This is a genomic window from Desulfogranum mediterraneum DSM 13871, from assembly GCF_000429965.1.
Lineage (GTDB): Bacteria > Desulfobacterota > Desulfobulbia > Desulfobulbales > Desulfobulbaceae > Desulfogranum > Desulfogranum mediterraneum.
Genome location: NZ_KE387005.1, coordinates 244,063 through 263,470, shown reverse-complemented (window position 1 = coordinate 263,470; position 19,408 = coordinate 244,063). Strand labels below are relative to the sequence as shown.

Sequence of the window (19,408 nt, the reverse complement as noted above, 5' to 3'; positions counted from 1 at the left end):
TTTTTTTGATCTGAGCGTCCTGCAGCAGGCGGCGGCCGGAGGGGCCGGCGCTGGCCTGGGCAGACTAGAGAAATCACTAATTGACCTTTGGTCCTGGATGATATGTGGAAGGTGTTGAAATACTGTATGCTGGTCGGCTGTTTTCTGGCCTTCTTAGGGGCGGCCCTGGTGGCCGGCGGACTCTACTATCTGGTGGTGGTCAATCCCGGACCTGAGATTGAGACCGCCTACATCGAGGATATCCTCGGCCGCGAGAGTCAGGTCTACTTTCAGGACAACACCACCAAGCTGGGGGTGCTCTTTGAAGGGATTCATCGCCAGTACCTGGGCTACCGGGATATCCCCCCCCACTTTGTCAACGCCATCGTTGCCGCCGAAGATGATGAGTTCTTCAGCCATTTCGGAGTGGATATTCCCGGGATTATCCGGGCCATGGTGGCCAATCTCAAGGCAGGGCGGGTGGTCCAGGGGGGCAGTACCCTCACCCAGCAGACCGCCAAAAATCTCTTTAAGCGCGAGTCCCGCAGCTATAAGGCTAAGCTCAAGGAGCTGCTCTTTGCCCTGCGCCTGGAGTATCGCTATCCCAAAGAAAAAATCTTGGAATTCTATAGTAATCAGTTCTTTGTCAGCGGTAACGGCCACGGGCTGGGGGTGGCGGCCCGCTACTACTTCAACAAGGAACCTGCGGCCCTGGATCTGCTGGAGTGCGCCTTTATCGCCGGCAGCGTCAAGCGGCCCAACTACTATAACCCCTTTACCACCTGGAATCAGGCCCATCCTGCGGCTGCCAGAAAAAAGGTCGACCAGCGGCTGGGCTACGTCCTGGCCAAGATGCTCAAGGCCGGCACCATCACTCCAGAACAGTATGCAGCGGCAAAGGAACGGGATCTGATCTTTGATCGGGGCAAGATGGCCTATCGACTCAATACGGCCATGGACATGGTCCGTGACGGTCTCCGCACCCAACTGGTCTCCCAGGCCCTGGAAGAGCACGGCATCTATAATGTGGCCACCTCAGGGATCAGGGTCATCACCACCCTGGATCAGGAGATCCAGCGTCGGACCCTGTACGCCCTCAGGTCTCACCTCTCCGGCCTGGATGTACGCCTGCGCGGCTACGACCGCCGGACGGTCCAAGAGGAGTACGCTGCCCTGGATTATAAGGGAGACCGTGAACTGCTGCCCGGGGCCTTTGTCTTTGGGACCATCCTGGAGATTGCGGACCAGAAGCAGCAGGGAGCCGTGATCACCGTCAGCCTGGGCAGGGAGGATGGGGCCCGGGCCGTGATCGATGAGGCCGGGCTGGAGCGCATGGTCGAGGCCCTGGCCAAGAACCGCAACAACCGCTGGAGCACGGCCGCTCCCGAGGATCGCAAGGCCCTGCTGCGCCAACTCCAGCCAGGAGATCAGGTCTACCTGAGCCTCAAGGAGGAGCAAGAGCAGACAGCAGCCAGCGATCTGGAAGATGCACCCTTGCTCCAGGCGCGTCTTGAGCGCTATCCCCAGGTGGAAGGCGGGGTCCTGGCCCTCCAGAAGGGGGCCATCCGGGCCATGGCCGGAGGAATGCAGGATCGTTTTTTCAACCGGGCCGTCGATGCCCGGAGGCTGATGGGTTCCACCTTTAAGCCCTTTGTTTTTGCCGCAGCCATGCAGTTGGGCTGGAGTGCGGTGGATATCCTGGATAACCGTCGTGATGTCTTTGTCTTCATGGGCCACCCCTATTTTCCCCGGCCCGACCATCACAGTCCCCATGAACGGGTCTCCATGAGTTGGGCCGGAGTCAGTTCAGAGAATGTGGCCGCGGTCTGGCTGCTCTATCATCTGGCCGATCACCTTACCCCGCCCCGGCTGCGCGAGCTGGCCCAACAGCTGGATATGGCCCCACGCCGGGACGGTGAGCAGGAGGAGGGCTACCAGCAGTTTCGTCGGCGCATTCGGGACGACTTCGGGGTGGTGGTGAGCAGGGAGACACTCAGGGAGGCGGCCTTTACCAAGGCGAAACAGGCCCTGCGGGCCGACTTTCTCTTTGACGATGACAGTGCGGGGTATGAACAGCTCAAGCGCCTCCACTATGGGCTGGGTTTTGGGCGTTTCCAGGAAGAGTTGGCAGCGGCACAGAAGGCCAAAGGCCTTAGGTCCAGGGAAAAGGCCGAGCTCAAGCTGCGCCTCCGTCTCCTGGAGTCGAGTTATCTCAGTCTGGCCGAGGTATATCAGGGCTTGACCACCCTCCGCAGTCAGGTTGAGCAGGCCGTGCACTTCAGCGGCAGCAGCCCTGCCTGGCAGCAGCCCTTTCCCGGGAGCCTGGTTCAGGATGGGCAGGGCCGGGTTATCTATACCTTCAAGAAAGAGCTGCCCGAGGGGTGGATGGTCTGGCCCATGGAGCAGGTGGTCTCCTTTGTCGCGACCCTCAACTCCGCTCAAAAGCTCCAGTTTTGGGAGGAACTCCAGCTGGAGGGGGTGGTGACGCTCTCGGCCTATCAACGCCTGAAGGAGCAGGTCGCACGGGAAGAGGCGGCCCTGGCCGGGTCGCTTCCCTACTCTCTGGAGGTCCTGGGGCATGTCCGTGACTATCGGGTCATGCTGGGGCTGCGTTATCTGGTGCGACTGGGCGAACGCTGCGGCCTGAGCTCCAAGCTTGAGCCGGTGCTCTCCTTTCCCCTGGGCTCCAATGTGATTACCCTGGTTGAGGCGGTTCGGATGTATGAGACCCTGGTTACGGGTAAACGCTATCAGCCGATCATGCCCCGGGAAGCGTCTGAGGAGCAGGAGGAAACCGCTGCCGATCTTGCCGGCCTGGCCATTATCCAGCGGATAGAGGCCCCGGATGGCGAGCTCATCTACCAACAGCAGATGAGTGCGGAGCCGGTGTTTGATGCCAAGACCGCGGCTGCGACCAGCCATATCCTGGAAAATACGGTTCAACACGGCACCGGCAGGTACGCCCGGAGGGCAGTGCGGCTGCACAGCGTCAACCCTGAGCGGGAACAGGGCTTGGCAGAGCTTGATCTGCCGGTACCGCTTCTGGGAAAGACCGGCACTGCCAACGGTTACCGTAATGCCTCCTTTCTCGGCTATGTGCCGGTGCTCCAGGGCGAGAACGAGGCCCTGATGCAGCTCGATCAGGGCTACAGTCTGGGGGTCTATACCGGCTATGACACCAACGAATCCATGGTCAAGGGTACCAACAGGGTCAGCGGCGCCATGGGTGCCTTGCCTATCTGGAGCGAGGTGGCCGAGGCCCTGCTTGCCCGGGACGGGGTGGGTGAGAGGCTTGACCTGGTGGATCTGACCTTCAACGGTCTGCAGCTCCGCTACCCTCCGGTTGATCAGGTCTTTGTCCGGGTGCAGCCCAAGCAGGGGGGGCTGTTGCCTTCCCGCGGCAGCCTTGTCCGTCGTCGAACCCCGGGTCGTGCCCCGGTCAGCCTGAGCTATGGAACCATGGCCAGCGATGGCCAGTTTGAGCCCAGGCGCTACTTCCGTCCCTACTGGGCCAACATCCCGGAGAGGAACAGCCCGGAGGGAGCCCTGTCTTCTGCGCCCTGATTGCTGCCTTTCCCGGGAAGCCCGGGGGAGGGGGGGCGGCTGCTGTAGCAGGGAGACGACAGGGTAACTGGCTGATCTTTGGTTGTTGGCTGGTCGCTCCGGACAGGCAGCTGTCGGCGCAGGGCTACAGTGGACCGCTTACAGTCGTGGCGGTCGGACCTGCACGGAGTGTAACTCTCTGTTGATCGGTGGTTTTAGCTGCTGGCACAGTGATTGCTTCAGAGGGGGATCGGTGCCTGGATGGCTGCAGTGGGCTGCAGCAGGTCCAGGCATTCCTATGACCAGCTTGAAAGATACGATTCAAGCTGGCCCAATGATCAACCATCACTGTAGAGGAGAATAACCATGGGACGAACACGCGTAATCCTGACAATAACGGCAATGGCAGCCCTGTTGGCCGGGGCGACGATCAGCTCTGCCGATAATGTCCCCCTGGAGCTTGATCTCGATCGAGACGGCTACATTTCCGCCCAGGAGGCCGAGCGGGTGCCTGAGCTGCTGGAACAGTTTGGGGTGCTTGATATTGATAAGGATGGAAAAATCAGCCACAGTGAGCTGATCCTCTTTGTCCAGCAGTAGCTGAAACCCCGGGTGCAGTGATCGCCCCTGCTGTACCCGCTGTTCCCTGTCAGGGATTCTCCCCGCTGTTGAGCCGAGAGCTGCATTCAAGCCAGACTTCATCCTTTCTGCTCAGCCTTCTGCCAAGGCTGTTTTTTTTCGGGCATTTTTTCTGCCGGAGCCCCTCAAACCACTGGATTTTCCCGCTAGTGCCACGCTGTGTCTCTTGCCTGGTCCGGGACCTTGGCCTATGATTGCACTCGCTGTATAGGATTTTTCATTAGCTTAACCAGAGGGGGAGCGTCGTGGAAATAGATGGAAGCGTAGCCAGGGAGAGCGTTCAACTGCAGAGGTCATTGCTGAGCCCGGAGGTTGAGTCCGGCCGCCAGGCTGCTGCATCGAGGGAGGCGGTCAAAGGCGGTGATACGGTTGGCAGCGACACGGTGGAGCTTTCCGAAGAAGGGCTGGTGAAGTCCCAACAGGGTCAGGAAAAGACAGCAGCCAGTTCTGAGGAGTCCCAGTCTCCGGTTGAACAGCTTCTCAAAAAGATGGAAAAGCAGATTGAGGAGCTGAAAAAGGAGATCCAGGCCCTGGAGCAGGCTGCTGCTGTGGATGACGAGGAGCAACAGGAGATGATAGCGCACAAGAAGGAGCAGCTCCTCCAGTTGGAAGTGCAACATGCCGCTGCCGTGGCCGCTAAAGAGCAGGGGGAGTCCTAACCTGCCTGCTGGAATAAAGGCCAGCTTGAAAAGTTGGCTTATCTTCCAACCTCTACTTTGCTCTGCTTTATGGTGAAGATTTTATCCTCATAATATCAAACCGCTGCCTCAGGTGAAATCTATCTTGCGACTTAAGCTAGAGCAAAAGCTCTTATTTTTCAAGGTACCTGGAGGGGGCTCTGCCTGATTCGCCGGCCTCTCGAAAAACGGGGTATGATATTCTGAAGGCCGGTCTCGCCAGAGGGCGTGAAGAGGCCCCCTGGCCATGCGCCCCGCCAGCTCCTGCCCCTGATTGCTTTTCCCTGGTTTTTCCTGCTTTTGGTAAGAAAGCGATTGTCCCTCCCGCTTTTATTTGATATCTTTCCGCATATTTTTATCTTATCCCTGCCCATTTTCCCCCCTGTATCCGAACCTCTCCGCAGATGACGGTGTGGTGCTGCAGGGAGGGCATCGATCCGGCCCTGTCCGCGGCAGCCGCCGGAGCGATTGTGCTCAGCCGTCAGCAGCGCTCTGCGCCCCGCTGAGAGGCCGAGTCTTGGGTGTCACGTGGTTTCAATAAACAGGCGAGGTTTTGTGGTAAACGTAATCCAGGCCAGTGTGGTCGGTGCTGCCGGGCGATGGCTCAGCCTGGGCGGCTGTTGTCTCCTCCTGCTGGGGGGCTGTGTCGCCCAGAAACAGTCCATCAGCCCCTATGAGGGCCGAGCGCAGCGTCAGGCAGCTATCCAGCGTGAAGGTGTCGAAATCGCCCCCCTCCGGGTGGAGGAGAAGGAGCCTGGGGCGGTGGTGCCGGTTCAGGAGCTGCTCATGCCCACCCTGACCCTGATCAACGACCGGATCTATGCCTATGAGCAGCGCTTGGAGAGGCTCCAGGCCCTTCAGCAGCAGGCCGCCAACCGTCCCCGGTCCCAGGAGTTGCTCAATACCCTCAGTGCCTGCCGGGTGCAACTTCAGGAGATCCTGGTGGGCTACAACGCCCTCCATCGGCGATTGCTCGATAAGGAGGAGCTCCAGGCTGCCCAACTGCTGGCTGCCGACTCCCTGCTCAGTCTCAGTGAGCAGGATTTCCGCTATCTGGAGGGCGACTGTAATCAGGACCTCACCACGGCTCCGCCTGCCCAGTCCCTGGAACGGGTTCAGGTCTCCACCCTCCATGCCGAGGAAGAGCAGCTCAAGAAACATTATGACCAGGGGGAGTATGCCCAGGTCATCAGCCGTTACGAGCAACTCCCCCTTGAAGAAGGTCAATCCCCTGCCTTTACGACCACCTTTCTCTATGGCCAGGCCCTGCTGAAGAGTCGCCGTGAGGCCGAGGCCCGCCCGGTTTTTGGCAATCTGCTGGCCACCATCCGCAAGCAGGACCAGGCCCAATGGGAATTTCGCCTGATTCAACTGATCGGCGATCTGGAGTTCGGGCTGGAGATCTATGACTCGGCCCGGGCGAGGTATCGGGAGATGGCTGAGATCTACTCCAGGCTGGCCGTCAAGAATGGCTGGGCCGATCAGCAGCTCTCTGCCCTGGAACGGCAGAGCTATCAGGGCGAGGAGGTCAAGGGCTATGCAGCCCTGTTGCGCAGTTACCTGGGCTATAATCCGGACCGGGATGGCTACGGGGTGGTACAGCAGGCCCAGCAGTACATTGAGCAGTATCCCTACTCTCCGGTTGCCTCCAATGTCGATGTTCTTCTGAAGCTGGCCCGTAAGGAGGCTGATCAGTGGCTGGAGAAGCTCCTGGCAAAGATCGACACCCTGGCCGGTGGCAAGGAGTATCAGGAGGCCCTGCTGATGATCGAGCGGGTTCCCCGTGGAATTCTGCCCCTGGATAAACAGGAGCTGCTCCGCCGAAAGAGTGAACAACTCCTGACCTCTGAATCCATCGCCATCGAGACCGATCGGCTGGTTCAGGAGCAGGAACTCCAGGAAGATTGGAACCAGGGGATGACCCTGCTCGAGGCGCGGGAGTATGATCAGGCCATCGAGGTCTTCACTACTCTCCTGGCCTCACCCTATGAGGGCAAGGCCAGGGTGCGGATCGATGAGGCGGCCCGGCTGGCAGCCGTCGAAGATCGGGGCAGGGCAGCTGAACTGTTTGTTCGGGCCAACCGCACCGGAGATCCCGCCGGCAAGGCCAAGCTCCTCTTTGCCTCCCGGAAACTGCTCCAGGATATCCTGGTCAAGTATCCCCAGGCCGGCCTGGATGAAAAGGTCAGGCGGAACCTGGTGCGGATTAACGAGGAGATCGAGTCGCTTGACCCGACGCTGTTGACGGCACCTCTGACCGTCGGCAACGATGCCTCCCTGGAGGGGGGCCTGCCGGTCGAGCTCGTACCTTCGGCAGGAGATGAAGCGAATAATTGATGAATCTACATCAAAGACCGTAACTTATCACAGGAGTATGCACATTATGGAGAAGAACAGGAATTTGATCATTGGGGGGTTGGTGGCGCTGTTAGTGGTCTGCTCAATCTGGGGTTCTATTAACAGTCGTGCTGCCAAGACGCTTAAGCTGGAGTTGAAGGCAGCCCAGACCGAAATGGAGGCCCTCCAGGCCGAGCAGCCCGCGGCCCCGGCCGAGGCCGTGGTTGAAACCATCGTGGTGACGGAGGATGCCGGCGAGATTGAGGCCCTCCAGGCCGAGATCGCTGCCCTCAAGTCCAAGGCACATCAGGTCCAGGCCGTGGTTCCCAAGCTGCAGAAGGCCCGCAAAGAGCTGGTGGTGTTGCGTAAGGCCAACAAACGCTTCGAGGCCCAGGCCGCCGAACAGCAGGCGGTTATTGCCAAGCTGAAGCAGGCGGTCAGCGCCCAGCAGCAGCAGGGGAGTGCGGTCAGTGAAGCGAAGAAGGCGCTCCAGCAGGAGCTGGCCTCCAGCCGCCAGGCTCAACAGGCTGCAGAGGCTGCCGGCGTAGAGCTGGCTGAGGCCAAGGCCGATCTGGAGAAGCAGCTTGGCCAGCTGCAGGAAGAGTTGAACCTTGCCCAGGAATCCGTGGCCGCCTATCAGGAAGAGCAGGCTGTGGCGGTTGAAGAAGAAAAAGAGCTCTCTCTCAAGATCGTGATGGATCTGGAGACCGCCAGGGCCCAGGTCATTGGCTTGGAAAAGATCGTTGAAGAAAAAAATGCAGCCCTGGAAGAGACCAGCCTGGAACTCGATCGGATCAAGATCAACATGGATGTGCTCCTGGGCAAGATCTCCGACCAGCAGGACACCCTCCAGGAGCTGGAGCAGGAAAACATGGATCTGGTCAAGGACCTGACCGAAAAGAATAAGCAGCTCGCCGATTTTCAAGACCAGTTGCTGCAGACTCCTCTGCAGAATTAATCGTCCTGTTCTCTCTTTGTCCAACGAGATGTACCGGGGAGCGGCCTCTGGCCGCTCCTTTTTTTATGGGCAGCCATGGCACGACAGGACGAGCACGCAGGCCCCTGGCTGAGCGGCCGGACCAGGCCGCAGCAAGGCCATCTTCCCGGCTTATCCCTTGAGCGTTGACAAAGGAGCTGATCTCGCTTACTTCTTTCTGGTGTCGACCCGTGGCGGTATCTTGAAGGAGACCTCCACCGAGCTTCCCATCAAAAGGAGATCTACAACTCATGACTGAAATCGCTCAACAACATCTTGACTGTGACGGCTGTCCGGTCCATTATCTTGAGGCAGGCGATCCTGCCGGTCCTGTGGTGGTACTGCTCCATGGTATGAAGTTCAACGCCGCGACCTGGCAGGAACTGGGAACCATCGAGTTCCTGGCCGGCCTGGGCTATCGGGTGATCGCCGCGGACATGCCCGGCTTCGGGAACAGCCCGGCTGCAGAGCGGCCGCCGGTGGAGGTGCTTGAGCGGTTTTTGGCAGCACTGTCGCTTAGCCAGCTGACCCTGGTCGGCCCATCCATGGGAGGGCGCACTACCCTGGAGTATGCCCTGGCCGATCAGAGCCGCCTCCAGGGGCTGGTGCTGGTCGGAGCCGTGGGGGTGGCAGAAAATAAGGAGCGGCTCTCGGAGATCGCCGTGCCCCTGCTGGCTATCTGGGGGGGAGAGGATGCGGTCTCGCCCGTGGTGCTGAGTGAGTTGCTCGTTGAGCAGGTGGTCGCTGCCCGTCGGGTGATTTTCCCCGGTGCCCCCCATCCCTGTTACCTGGAGCAGACCGATCAGTTCCATGAAACCCTGAAAGAATTTCTTTCCAGCCTCTAACCCTTACCTGCGCACAGCGATCCCATGGAAAAAACACTGATCATTGCCGAGAAACCAAGCGTTGCTGCCGATATTGTCAAGGCGCTGCCAGGCAAATTTACCAAGTCTAAAACCCATTTTGAGGGCGACGACTATATCGTTTCCTATGCCATTGGTCACCTGGTTTCCATCGCCTATCCCGAGGAGATCAGCCCGGATTTTCAGAAGTGGTCCCTGGACAACCTGCCGATTCTCCCTGAGGAGTTCCCCCTGAAGGTTCTGCCCGGGACCAAGAGCCAGTACAACGCCCTCTCCAAACTGATCCGGCGCCGTGATGTGGGCGTGATCGTCAACGGCTGTGATGCCGGTCGGGAAGGGGAGCTGATCTTCAAATATATCCTCAAGCAGGCCTCTACCCGCTCGGTCCAGTCCAAGCAGATCCGGCGCCTCTGGCTCCAGTCCATGACCCTGGACGCCATCCGGGAGGGGATCGCCCATCTCCGGGCCAACGAGGAGATGCTGCCCCTGGAAGACACCGCCCTCTGTCGCTCGGAGGCAGACTGGCTGATCGGGATTAACGCCACCCGGGCCCTGACCTGCTACAACTCTCGCTTCGGCGGTTTTCGTAAGACCCCCTGTGGCCGGGTGCAGACCCCGACCCTCTCCCTGCTGGTCAAGCGTGAGGCAGAGCGGCGGGCCTTTGAACCCACCACCTACTGGGAACTGCGCGGCAGCTTTGTCTGCGAGCAGGTGGCCTATGAGGGGGTCTGGATTGATCCTGACTTCAAAAAAGACGAGACCCGGCCCCATGGCCGGCAAAATCGGATCTGGGAGCAGACCAAGGCCGAGGAGATCATCGCCCGCTGCACGGCTAAACCGGCCCAGGTGGAGGAGACCAGCAAGCGCTCCACCAAGGGGGCCCCGCCCCTCTATGACCTGACCCTGCTCCAGCGTGAGGCCAACAGTCGTTTCGGCTTCTCTGCCAAGAATACCCTGGGCCTGGCCCAGGCCCTCTACGAGAAGCACAAGCTGCTCACCTATCCCCGAACCGACAGCCGTTGTCTGCCCGAGGATTACCTGCCCACGGTCAAGAAGGTGGTAAGCGCCCAGCAGCAGTGGCAGTACGGCGCCTTTGCCCGCGAGGCCCTGGAGAAGAACTACCTGAAGAAGGATAAGCGGATCTTCAATAACAAGAAGATCAGCGATCACTTTGCCATCATTCCCACCACCGGGATCGCCACCACCCTGAGCGAACCGGAGCTGAAGATCTACCAGATGGTGGTCCAGCGTTTCCTGGCGGTCTTCTTCCCGCCGGCGGTCTACCACAACACCAGGAGGATCTCCCTGGTGGAGGAGGAGACCTTCCTCACCGAAGGCAAGATCCTGGTAGAGGCCGGCTGGAAGGCGGTCTATGGTGCCGGCAGTGGTGCTTCCAAGGAGGACAACGAGCTCCAACCCCTGCCTGCAGGCAAGGGCGTGGACTGTAGCGCGGTGGAACTCCTGGAACAGCAGACCAAACCTGCGCCCCGCTTCTCCGAGGCCACCCTGCTCTCGGCCATGGAGCATTCCGGTAAGCTGGTGGATGATGAGGAACTGGCCGATGCCATGAAAGAGCGGGGCCTGGGGACTCCGGCCACCAGGGCCTCGATCATCGAAAAACTGCTCAAGGAGCAGTATATTGTTCGCGAACAGCGGGAGCTGGTTCCCACGGGTAAGGCCATCGAACTCCTGGCCCTGCTGGAGGCCAGGAGTATCGATGTCCTGGCCTCGCCTGAGCTCACCGGTGAGTGGGAGTATAAGCTCAACCAGATCCTCAAGGGATCCCTGACCCGTGAACAGTTCATGGAGGAGATCCGGAAGATGACCAGCACCATCGTCGGCAAGGTCAAATCCGGGGAAGAGTCCTCCACCAAGGAGGCGCCCTTCTCGCCCCTGGATGGTCGGCGTTTCTTTGAAACCGCCACCGCTTTTGAGTCTGAGGATAAGAAACTGGTGATCCGCAAGGTCCTGGGTGGTCGGGTGATGAGCGAGGCGGAGATCGTCGAGCTGATCAGCGGCAAGACCCTGGGGCCCTTTGCCGACTTCCGTTCCAAGAAGGGAAAACCCTTTACCGCGGCGGTACGCATTGCCAACTCCAAGGTGGAGTTCCTCTTTGCCGATTCCACCGATGAACTGGATCTGGAGGCGATCAGGCAGCAGGAACCCCTGGGACTCTCGCCGGTGGATCAGACCCGGGTCTTTGAGACGCCGGTGGGTTTCCTCTCGGATTCCGCCCTGGAGGGGGACCGCAAGAAGGGCTTGCGGATCTCCAAGATGATCCTGGGCCGCCGCCTGGACCGGGACCACATCGAACAGCTCCTGAACCAGGGCAAGACAGAGTTGATTACCGGTTTTATCTCCAAGAAAAAACGTCCCTTTGATGCCTTCCTGCTCCTGGACAACAAGGGCAAGATCAGCTTTGAATTCCCGCCCCGCCGGAAGCGGGGCGCTACTGCAGGCAACAAGGAGTGAGCCGGGGGATGACTGGGATGCTGGCCGGGGGCCCCCTGTCTGTCCGTCCCGTCAGCCGAAGAGGCGGATGGAGGCGGATGGAGGCGGATGGGGGCGTTCGAGTCTGTCCCTGGCTGCGGCATCCTGCCTGGGCCCAGGCCGAGAAGATGCCGGGGGTGCGCGAAGCGTCCTGGTGAGAATATAAGAAGAGATCCTGGTTATTTGTTATTGAATTTATCCCGGGGCGTGGCCTGACCGCGACCCGATGAGGAACCCATGAGACAGTTAAAAGAAGAGTACCGCGAGAAAACAGGTGAAGAACTGGCCGCGATCAGCGCCAAGGTCGCCCTGGATGCCAAGGCAGAAGATCTGGTGGTGCTCGATGTGCGGGGCATTGCCTCGTTTACCGATTATTTCATTATCATGAGCGGCCGTTCCAGCCGGCATGTCCAGGGCCTGGCCGAGGCCATCGAGAGTGAGCTGCGCTCCAAGCGGGTGAGCAGTAAGCACAGTGAGGGCCTTGGGGAGGGGCAGTGGGTGTTGCTGGATTTCGGTGACCTGGTTGCCCATATTTTTTACAGTGAGAAGAGAAGTTTTTACGACCTGGAAGGCCTGTGGCACGATGTCCCCAGGCTGGAGGTGGAGGAGCTGATCAGGGGACTGGAGTAAGCAGTCCGCCTGGCCTGCGTCGTTGGCTCGCCGTCCATGGTGAGTACCGTTGAAGAGAGTACCATACAGGAAACTACCATGCGCTATATTAGTACCCGGGGCGGGATTGATCCGATCCCCTTTAGAGAGGCCGTGATGATGGGGCTTGCCAGAGATGGCGGCCTGCTCCTGCCCCAGACCCTGCCCACGATCACTGCCGGCCAGCTGGCAGGATGGCAGAACCTGAGCTACCAGCAACTGGCGGCCGAGGTGATCTCCCTCTTTGTGGATGACATCCCCAGACAGGTCTTGGAGGAGCTGATCGAGCGCTCCTATGGTTCGTTCAATCATCCCCAGGTGACCCCGATCACCAGGCGGGGCGGGCTCTATATCATGGAGTTGTTCCATGGTCCGACCCTGGCCTTCAAGGACGTGGCCCTTCAACTCCTGGGCAACCTCTTTGAGTATCAGCTGGGCCTGACCGGCGGCCACATGAACATCCTGGGCGCCACCTCCGGGGATACCGGCAGTGCTGCCATTGCCGGGGTGCGGGGCAAGAAGGGGATCAACATCTTCATCCTCCATCCCCATGGTCGGACCAGCCCCATCCAGGCCCTGCAGATGACCACGGTCCTGGACGAGAACGTCTTCAACCTGGCGGTGGAGGGTACCTTTGACGATGCCCAGTCCATGGTCAAGGAGTTGTTTAACGACCTTCAGTTCAAGGATGCCTTCCAGCTCGGAGCCATCAACTCCATCAACTGGGCCAGGGTCCTGGCCCAGGTGGTCTACTATGTCTATGCCTATCTCAAGCTGCAGAAGCAGGGGGCCGAGGCCGTGGACTTTTCGGTGCCCACCGGAAACTTCGGGGATATCTTTGCCGGTTTTGTGGCCAAACGACTGCTGCCCGCCGGCTGTATCGAGACCCTGATCCTGGCCACCAATGCCAACGATCTGCTCACCCGCTTTGTCAACCAGGGCCAGTATGCCAAGGGCGAGGTCAAGGTCACCTCCAGCCCCTCCATGGACATCCAGGTGGCCTCCAACTTCGAGCGCTATCTCTACTACCTCAGGGACGAAGACGGCGCCCAGGTGCGGGCAGACATGGAATCCTTTGCTGCCAGCGGCAGCCTGGATCTCAGTGGGCTGCGTTCCCGGGTGGAGCAGGAGTTCAAATCCCGTTCGGTCTCAGAGGCAGAGACCGAGGCCATGATCCGTGATTTCTATCAGGCCGAGGAGTATCTGCTGGATCCCCACACCGCGGTAGGGGTCAAGGCGGCCCTGGACTGCAGGGTTGATGGCCGACCGGTGGTCTGTCTGGCCACGGCCCATCCGGCCAAGTTCGGCGAGGCCGTTGCCCGGGCCATCGGCTCGGAGCCCGAGCTGCCGCCGGCCCTGGCTGAGCTGGCGGACAAGGAGAGCCGCTGTGAGCTGATCGCGGCAGACCCGGCCCTGGTGCGCTCCTTCATCGAAGAGCACGGCCTGCGCTGATGGCCGGGTTAAGCTACAGGCAAGAGGTGGAGGAGTGCGTGGCCTTTCTCCGCACCAGGCTGGAGCCCTTGCCCGAGATCGTCATTCAGCTGGGCACCGGTCTGGGGGACCTGGCGGAGCGACTGGAGGGAGCGGTCAGCCTTCCCTACAGTGAACTGCCCCACTTTCCCCTGTCCACGGTGCCCAGCCACCAGGGCAACCTGGTCTGTGGCCGGCTGGGGCGTCACCAGGTGGCCGTGCTCCAGGGGCGGTTCCACTACTATGAGGGCTACTCCACCCGGGAGGTCACCTTTCCCATTCGGGTCCTCTCCCTCCTGGGTGCCACCACTGCCATCATCACCAATGCCAGCGGCGGCCTGCGCAGTGAGCATGCCCCGGGTGAGATCATGGTGATCGACGACCACCTCAACCTGCTGCCGGAAAACCCCCTGCGGGGTGCCAACGTCGAGGCCTGGGGCGAGCGCTTTCCGGATCTCTCCACCCCCTATGACCCTGTTCTGCGGGAACAGCTCCTGGCTGTGGCCAAGACCAGGGGGATCACCGGGCTCTGCAGCGGCACCTATGCCTGTATCCCCGGTCCCAGCCTGGAGACCCCGGCAGAGACCCGCTACCTGAAGATCATCGGCGCCGATGCCGTGGGCATGTCGTCGGTGCCCGAGGTCATCGTCGCCATCCACGCCGGGATGAGGGTGCTGGGCCTGTCGGTGGTGGCCAATGTCAATGACCCGGATAACTTTCAACCGATCCTCCTGGAGGAGATCGTCCAGGCGGCCCAGGCCGCCGGACCCCGTCTCCAGGAGCTGATCGCCCACCTCCTGGAGGAGTTCTGATGTCTAGCCCTGTTGCCGTTGATCTGCTCCTCTTTGGCCGCTACCTCCTTACCATGGATGAGAAGCAGGCCATCCTGGAGCATGGCGGTCTGGCCATTGCCGGGGACAGGATCGTGGCCGTGGGCACGCGCCAGGAACTGAGCCGTGCTTATACCGCTGCCCAGGTCATCGACGAGCCCCATGGGCTGCTCATGCCGGGTCTGATCAATACCCACACCCACGGAGCCATGACCTGCTTCCGTGGTCTGGCCGACGACCTGCCCCTGATGCAGTGGCTCCAGGAGTATATCTTTCCGGTGGAGGCCAAGCTCAGCGGCGAGATCGTCTATCACTCCACCCTGCTGGCCCTGGCCGAGATGATCCGCTCCGGGACCACCAGCTTCTGTGACATGTACCTCTTTGCCGCCGATGTGGCCCGGGCCGTGGAACAGTCCGGGATGCGGGCCTGGATCGGTGAGGTGCTCTATGACTTTCCCTCTCCCAACTATGGGGAGCTGGAGAACGGCTTCAGCTATAGCCGCGATCTCCTCGCCCACTACAGCGATCATCCCCTGATCCAGGTGACCATCGATCCCCATGCGGTCTACACCTGTTCACCGGAGCTCCTGACCCGGCTGGGGCAGCTGGCCCACGATCACCAGCGGCTCTACCACATCCATCTCTCGGAAAGCCTGGAAGAGGTGGAGACCTGTCGGCAACGCTACGGCTGTTCTCCGGTGGAGCACCTGGAACGACTGGGTCTTTTGGGTGAGCAGACCGTGGCCGCCCACTGTGTCCAGCTCAGCAGAGGCGAGATCGAGCTTATGGCCAGGCGGGGGGTCAAGGTGGCCCACTGCCTGGAATCCAACATGAAGCTCGCCTCCGGGGTTGCGCCGGTGCCCGGCATGCTGGCCGCCGGCATCACGGTGGGCCTGGGGACCGACGGACCCGCCTCCAACAATGACCTGGATCTCTTTGGCGAGATGAACGCGGTGGCCAAGGTCCACAAGGTGACGGCCATGGACCCCACGGTGATGGATGCCGCCACCACCCTGGCTGCCGCCACCAGGGGAGGCGCTGCCGTGCTGGGCGCAGCCGACCGGCTGGGCAGCCTGGAGGTCGGCAGGCAGGCGGACTGCATTGTCCTGGACCTGGACCAGCCCCACCTGACCCCTCTCTATAACCCGGTCTCCCACCTGGTCTATGCCGCCGGGGCCGGTGACGTCATCCACTCGGTGATCAACGGTCGGCTGGTGATGCAGGATCGTCGCCTCCTGACCCTGGACGAGGAGGCCATTGTCGCCAAAATGGCCGAGATTGCAGCAGGGATCGGCAGCCAGGGGAATGGCGGTTGACACGGCCCCGACCATAGTGCTATTATTGACCGTCTATATTTTCTTGAGTTAATTTTTACTGAGGTATCCTCATGTTCGGACTCGGAATGCCGGAACTGATTATCATTCTGGTTATTATCGTTATTATCTTTGGCGCTGGTAAACTGCCGGAAATCGGCAGCGGGATCGGTAAAGGCATTAAAAATTTTAAAGATGCCACCAAGCATGAGGAAGAGAAGAAGTCCATCGAGGACGATAAGGATAAAGAGGCCTGAGAGCGCTGAGCCAGGCTCTCCTCCATCATTACTTGAATTCCCAGGAGACTGACCATGTTTGGATTGGGTACCCCTGAGCTGCTCGTTATCTTCGGCCTTGCCGTGGTGATCTTTGGGGGCAAAAAACTGCCCGAGCTCGGCAGCGGCCTGGGTAAGGCCATGGGCTCCTTTAAAAAGGGGCTCAGCGAGGCCGAAGACCTGGGCCTTGATCTCAGCCAGCAGCTCCCCGGGGTGCGTGAGGTGAGCGCTGTCCGGGACAAGGTGGATAGCGCCAAAAAGCTCTCCAAGGTCTTGACCAAGTAAGTTCCCACCTCTCTGTTTCCCAGCCTTCATCGCTCCAGCTGTCCCCCCTTGGCAGCCTCTTTCCCTGCAGGCCCGGGATAGTTTCCGGTTGCATCAGATATATCAGATACTAGATATCAGTATCGCCTAACGTGTTGAGTTAACCAGAGAAATCTCCTTTGCTCTTGACAGGGCGACCCCGTTTCAGTACCTTCAATGTCCCGCAATTCAGCGAACATCTCGTCCGACAGCACCGCACAGCCCTGCCGGCGAAATGAGTTCTGCCTGTACTGTGCACTCAGGTTACCAGTTTCCTGGTTTTTATCCGTTTTCAAGAACGACTTTTCAGGAGTAATGCATGTGCCGATTAGCTCTAAAAAGCGCAGACACCCCTTTTTCCCCCTACGAAGTCCTGACTGCCATGGAGGCCATGCAGGAGGGCTATGACGGGAGTGGTCTGGGGCTGTTGCTGCGCGGGGTGAAGTTTGAAGATTTCAAGCTCAAACCCAACCATGTGATCCTCTCCGGGATCGCCCATACCGAGGCTGCTCTCCAGCGTATGGCCGACTTCATGGGCGAGTATGGTTTTGAATTAAAATACCAGCATGACTTTGAGATGCGGCCCGGGGTGATTGAAACCTGGGACCGGGATCGCTACAAGTATGTGGTCCGGGTCTACAAGACCCCGGACTGGAAGTATCTGAGCACCGAGCAGAGAGAATTCAACCTCACCGAAACCAGGCTGGCCCTGCGCAAAAACGGTGAAGATCACGGCGGCGACCTGACCGTCTTTTCCCTCTGGCCCGATGTGGTGACCATCAAGGAGGTGGGCTGGCCCCTGCAGGTGGGCGACGGCCTGGGGTTGGATGACGGCCGAATCAAGGCCAGGGTGGTCATGGCCCAGGGGCGGCAGAACACCAACTACGGCATCAATCTCTATGCCTGTCACCCCTTCTTTATCCAGGGCATCTCCACCATGACCAATGGTGAGAATACCGCCTTTATCCCCATCAAGGAGTACCTGGAAGGGCGCGAGATCCCCGGATATATGGGCTATCACTCCGACTCGGAGGTCTTCACCCATATCCTCCATTACGTGACCAAGGTCCTCAAGCTGCCCCTGGAAGTCTACAAACACGTGATCACCCCTTTAAAGAGCGAGGAACTGGATGTCCATCCCCAGGGCGAGTTTCTCAAGGGCTTAAGGACCGCCTGCCGCCGGCTGATCATCGATGGCCCCAATGCGGTCATCGCTACCCTTCCCGATGAGACCTGTATGCTGGCCATGGACCAGAAGAAGCTGCGTCCTGCCACCGTGGGCGGTCGTCCCGGAGCCTGGGCCATGGCCTCGGAGATGTGCGGGGTCGATGCCCTGGTCCCTGATCGCGATCCGGCCCTCGATTTCCAGCCCATGCGGGAACACACCGTCATTATTCCACCTGAACGAAAGGAACTCTTAATATGGTCTCAGTTCGATCCCTTTACACTTCCCCAGGCAGCTTAACCTACCACGATCTTCCCTGGGTGATCCATCACCGGGAGGATCGCTGTACCCTCTGCGGCCAATGTACGGCGGTCTGTCCGGTCAATGCCATCTATCTGACTTATCGTCGCCAGCGGGTTCCCAAGCTCGATGTGCTCAAGAAGAAGCGGGGCAACGAGTATCGCCATTTTGTCGGCATCCGCCAGAAGACCGATATTGCTCACCGCTGCATCGGTTGTGGAATGTGCTCCATGGTCTGCCCCAACGAGGCCATCGGCCCGGAACCCAATCAGAACGAGAATCGTTCCCACTTTCTCCACAATCAGAAGGGCGAGGCCTATAAGCGGGGCGGTCGGCGCAACATGCCGGGAACGACTATCCTGGACCGGATCTCCTTTGACCGGATCTCCATGCTCACCGACCCGGCCCTGGATGCCGGCCGCCATGAGTTCAACTACAACACCGTGCTGGGACGGGTCCTGCCGCCCGAGGAGTTCCTCCAGAAGAGCGCCAGCGGCGAATGGGTACCGCCCACCCGGGAGGTTTTCCCCTTTATCATCGGTTCCATGTCTTTTGGGGCGCTCTCGCCCAACATGTGGCTGGGTCTGCTCCAGGGCGTGGCCTACTGTAACGAGGTCCTGGGGATCCCGGTGGTCATGGCCACAGGGGAGGGCGGCTGTCCACCCTGGGTACTGCGCTCGCCCTTCCTGAAGTACATCATCCTCCAGATCGCTTCAGGCTACTTTGGCTGGGATGAGATCATCCGGGCCATCCCGGAGATGCAGTGCGATCCTGCGGCCATTGAGATCAAATACGGCCAGGGCGCCAAGCCCGGTGACGGCGGTCTGTTGATGTGGTTCAAGGTCAGCAAGCTGATCGCCCGCCTGCGCGGGGTGCCCGAAGGGGTGGACCTGCCCTCGCCGCCGGTGCATCAGACACTCTACTCCATTGAGGAGAGTGTGATGAAGATGATCCAGACCATGTCCATGGCCTTTGGCTTCCGGGTACCGGTCTATCCCAAGATCTCCGGCTCCACCTCGGCCAAGGCGGTCTTGAACAACCTGGTCCGCAATCCCTATGCCGGCGGCCTGCTCATCGACGGTATCGACGGCGGCACCGGTGCTGCCTATGACGTCTCCATGCAGGCCACCGGTCATCCGGTGGCCTCCAACCTGCGGGAGTGTTACCTGGACCTGGTGGCCCAGGGGAGGCAGAACGAGATTCCCCTGTTTGCGGCGGGCGGTGTCGGCAAGAACGGCAACGTCACCCAGAACGGCCTGGCCCTGATCATGCTCGGCGCCTCCGGGGTCCATATCGGCAAGTACATCATGCAGGCCGCCGCCGGTTGCCTGGGCAACGAGCTGGGTCGCTGTAATGTCTGCAACACCGGGATCTGCCCCAAGGGGATCACCAGCCAGAATGAGAAACTGTTCCGCCGACTGGATCCCGATGATGTCGCCCAGCGGGTGGTGGATACCTTCATGGGCATCCGCACCGAGATGAAGAAGGTCATGGCTCCCCTGGGACGTTCGCAGAGTCTGCCCATCGGCATGTCCGATGCCCTGGGAATCGATGATGCCGATGCTGCCAAGCGGCTGAAAATTAACTATATCTGTTAATC

At 60.1% G+C, this 19,408-nt stretch carries 15 protein-coding genes; all 15 read left to right on the top strand.

Annotated features, from left to right (window positions below; all coding sequences use genetic code 11):
* The first annotated feature begins 111 nt into the window (after window positions 1-111).
* Window positions 112-3,543: a transglycosylase domain-containing protein gene (locus G494_RS24315; RefSeq protein ID WP_161630013.1), complete on the top strand. Its 3,432-nt coding sequence runs from the start codon at window positions 112-114 to the stop codon at window positions 3,541-3,543.
* A 345-nt stretch (window positions 3,544-3,888) separates the two neighbouring features.
* Complete coding sequence (locus G494_RS0117810) at window positions 3,889-4,122, top strand: EF-hand domain-containing protein (protein ID WP_035247320.1); 234 nt, start codon at window positions 3,889-3,891, stop codon at window positions 4,120-4,122.
* 284 nt (window positions 4,123-4,406) lie between these two features.
* Window positions 4,407-4,820, top strand: coding sequence for a hypothetical protein (locus G494_RS0117805; protein WP_153305937.1), 414 nt, complete (start codon window positions 4,407-4,409; stop codon window positions 4,818-4,820).
* A 573-nt stretch (window positions 4,821-5,393) separates the two neighbouring features.
* Window positions 5,394-7,175: a hypothetical protein gene (locus tag G494_RS0117800; protein WP_028585604.1), complete on the top strand. Its 1,782-nt coding sequence runs from the start codon at window positions 5,394-5,396 to the stop codon at window positions 7,173-7,175.
* A gap of 46 nt (window positions 7,176-7,221) precedes the next feature.
* Entirely contained in the window at window positions 7,222-8,133 is a 912-nt protein-coding gene (locus G494_RS0117795; protein ID WP_028585603.1) for a coiled-coil domain-containing protein, read from the top strand.
* Between the two features lie 269 nt (window positions 8,134-8,402).
* Entirely contained in the window at window positions 8,403-8,996 is a 594-nt protein-coding gene (locus tag G494_RS24310) for an alpha/beta fold hydrolase (protein ID WP_051305835.1), read from the top strand.
* Between the two features lie 24 nt (window positions 8,997-9,020).
* Entirely contained in the window at window positions 9,021-11,486 is a 2,466-nt protein-coding gene (locus G494_RS0117785; RefSeq protein WP_028585602.1) for a DNA topoisomerase III, read from the top strand.
* A 255-nt stretch (window positions 11,487-11,741) separates the two neighbouring features.
* Complete coding sequence (rsfS, locus tag G494_RS0117780) at window positions 11,742-12,134, top strand: ribosome silencing factor (RefSeq protein ID WP_051305834.1); 393 nt, start codon at window positions 11,742-11,744, stop codon at window positions 12,132-12,134.
* A 78-nt stretch (window positions 12,135-12,212) separates the two neighbouring features.
* Complete coding sequence (gene thrC, locus G494_RS0117775) at window positions 12,213-13,604, top strand: threonine synthase (RefSeq protein WP_028585600.1); 1,392 nt, start codon at window positions 12,213-12,215, stop codon at window positions 13,602-13,604.
* Window positions 13,604-14,434, top strand: coding sequence for a purine-nucleoside phosphorylase (locus G494_RS0117770; RefSeq protein ID WP_028585599.1), 831 nt, complete (start codon window positions 13,604-13,606; stop codon window positions 14,432-14,434). Before thrC ends, G494_RS0117770 begins: the two co-directional genes overlap by 1 nt.
* On the top strand, window positions 14,434-15,768 hold the full coding sequence (locus tag G494_RS0117765) for an amidohydrolase family protein (RefSeq protein ID WP_028585598.1): 1,335 nt from the start codon (window positions 14,434-14,436) through the stop codon (window positions 15,766-15,768). Before G494_RS0117770 ends, G494_RS0117765 begins: the two co-directional genes overlap by 1 nt.
* A 71-nt stretch (window positions 15,769-15,839) precedes the next feature.
* Complete coding sequence (gene tatA / locus G494_RS0117760; protein ID WP_028585597.1) at window positions 15,840-16,022, top strand: twin-arginine translocase TatA/TatE family subunit; 183 nt, start codon at window positions 15,840-15,842, stop codon at window positions 16,020-16,022.
* Window positions 16,023-16,076: 54 nt separating this feature from the next.
* Window positions 16,077-16,325: a Sec-independent protein translocase subunit TatA/TatB gene (locus tag G494_RS0117755; RefSeq protein WP_028585596.1), complete on the top strand. Its 249-nt coding sequence runs from the start codon at window positions 16,077-16,079 to the stop codon at window positions 16,323-16,325.
* 337 nt (window positions 16,326-16,662) lie between these two features.
* Window positions 16,663-17,808, top strand: a complete 1,146-nt coding sequence (locus G494_RS0117750; RefSeq protein ID WP_028585595.1) for a class II glutamine amidotransferase domain-containing protein — start codon at window positions 16,663-16,665, stop codon at window positions 17,806-17,808.
* Window positions 17,766-19,406, top strand: a complete 1,641-nt coding sequence (locus tag G494_RS0117745; RefSeq protein WP_028585594.1) for a glutamate synthase-related protein — start codon at window positions 17,766-17,768, stop codon at window positions 19,404-19,406. The genes G494_RS0117750 and G494_RS0117745 overlap by 43 nt, the downstream gene beginning before the upstream one ends.
* The last annotated feature ends 2 nt before the right edge of the window (window positions 19,407-19,408 follow it).

Coding starts and splice junctions, on each gene's coding strand:
- G494_RS0117810 (WP_035247320.1), top strand. CDS start 3,889: ATGGGACGAACACGCGTAATCCTGACAATAACGGCAATGGCAGCCCTG.
- G494_RS0117795 (WP_028585603.1), top strand. CDS start 7,222: ATGGAGAAGAACAGGAATTTGATCATTGGGGGGTTGGTGGCGCTGTTA.
- G494_RS24310 (WP_051305835.1), top strand. CDS start 8,403: ATGACTGAAATCGCTCAACAACATCTTGACTGTGACGGCTGTCCGGTC.
- G494_RS0117785 (WP_028585602.1), top strand. CDS start 9,021: ATGGAAAAAACACTGATCATTGCCGAGAAACCAAGCGTTGCTGCCGAT.
- rsfS (WP_051305834.1), top strand. CDS start 11,742: ATGAGACAGTTAAAAGAAGAGTACCGCGAGAAAACAGGTGAAGAACTG.
- thrC (WP_028585600.1), top strand. CDS start 12,213: ATGCGCTATATTAGTACCCGGGGCGGGATTGATCCGATCCCCTTTAGA.
- G494_RS0117770 (WP_028585599.1), top strand. CDS start 13,604: ATGGCCGGGTTAAGCTACAGGCAAGAGGTGGAGGAGTGCGTGGCCTTT.
- G494_RS0117765 (WP_028585598.1), top strand. CDS start 14,434: ATGTCTAGCCCTGTTGCCGTTGATCTGCTCCTCTTTGGCCGCTACCTC.
- tatA (WP_028585597.1), top strand. CDS start 15,840: ATGTTCGGACTCGGAATGCCGGAACTGATTATCATTCTGGTTATTATC.
- G494_RS0117755 (WP_028585596.1), top strand. CDS start 16,077: ATGTTTGGATTGGGTACCCCTGAGCTGCTCGTTATCTTCGGCCTTGCC.
- G494_RS0117750 (WP_028585595.1), top strand. CDS start 16,663: ATGTGCCGATTAGCTCTAAAAAGCGCAGACACCCCTTTTTCCCCCTAC.
- G494_RS0117745 (WP_028585594.1), top strand. CDS start 17,766: ATGGTCTCAGTTCGATCCCTTTACACTTCCCCAGGCAGCTTAACCTAC.